This is a genomic window from Deinococcus detaillensis (genome assembly GCF_007280555.1).
GTDB lineage: Bacteria > Deinococcota > Deinococci > Deinococcales > Deinococcaceae > Deinococcus > Deinococcus detaillensis.
In genome coordinates, this window is record NZ_VKDB01000085.1 from 1 (window position 1) to 1248 (window position 1248).

The window sequence follows — 1248 nt, forward strand, 5'->3', positions numbered from 1 at the left end:
TGGGCTTGCCCCGATTTTGCGTAGTTGAGGTTAAGCGGCTGTAGATTGGCGTTCGAAGTCGGCGGGTGTCAAGTAGCCTAGAGACGAGTGGCGGCGCTGACGGTTATAAAAGACCTCAATGAACTCGAAAATGGCTTGTCTGGCAACCGCTCGGGTCTCGAAGATCGTCTCCTCGAACAGCTCCCGTTTCAGGGAGCTGAAAAAGCTCTCCACAACGGCGTTATCCCAGCATTCCCCTTTGCGGCTCATACTGCACTTCGCCTGAATCTGTGCGAGTGCAGATTGAAACAGATGGCTCGTATACTGACTTCCTTGGTCGCTGTGATGCAGCAAACCTGGTGGTGGATTTCGGCGCTGGACAGCCATGTGCAACGCTGCCACTGGCAGCGTTGCAGGCATGTACGCATCCATTGCATACCCCACTACCGTTCGGGAAAACAGATCGAGGGTGACAGCCAAGTAGAGCCAGCCTTCTTTCGTGGGAATGTAGGTCAAATCGGCGGCCCAGATCTGGTTGGGCTGCTGGACGTTGAACTGGCGATCGAGCAGGTTTGGGCAGACTGGATCGCTGTGATTACGGTTGGTCGTGCGTACCGAGCGGTGCTTTCCTTTAGCTCGCAGCCCACCAATACGCATCAAACGGGCAATCCTCTTCTTGGAGACCGACAATCCTTCGGCTTTCAACTCCGCATGAATCCGTGGGGCACCGTAGCGTGCCTTGCGGTGGTGGTAGACATCGTGGATGCGCTGCTTCAGCAGCGCGTCCTGTTGTTGCTGATTGGAGATGGGCCTTCTTCGCCAACTGTGGTAGCCGCTCACTGAAACCTCCAGCACCCGACACATGATGTCCAAGCGGTACTGGGATCGGTAGTCATGAATGAAGCGGAATCTCAGTACGTAGTTTCTTTGGCAAAGAAGGCCGTCGCTTTTTTCAGGATTTCACGTTCTTGGCGCAGGACTTCAACTTCCTTGCGGAGCCTGCGAATCTCTTGTTGGTCGGCGGTCAGTAGTTGCTGACCATGACCGGGGAATGCGGCATGGCCACTTTCTTGCTCAGCGCTCATCCATTTACGGATGAGCGAAACACTGACGCTCAGGTCGCGGGCGGTACTGGAGACGTTGCCGTTCGTTCGGGCAAGCTGCACGGCGTCTCGTTTGAAGTCAGCGGTATGGATTCTGCGGTTTGTCATGATGGTGCCTCCTATTGTCGAGGCTTATCTCCATCTACGCAAAACTGGGTCACCCTCA

The 1248-nt window shown here is 55.2% G+C and carries 1 protein-coding gene; it reads right to left on the reverse strand.

Annotated features, from left to right (window positions below):
* Window positions 1-30: 30 nt before the first annotated feature.
* A protein-coding gene (locus tag FNU79_RS18950) for an IS3 family transposase (protein ID WP_143722342.1) occupies window positions 31-1190 on the reverse strand; the annotation gives its coding sequence in 2 pieces (ribosomal slippage) (window positions 31-923 and window positions 923-1190; 1161 coding nt in all).
* Window positions 1191-1248: the final 58 nt, after the last annotated feature.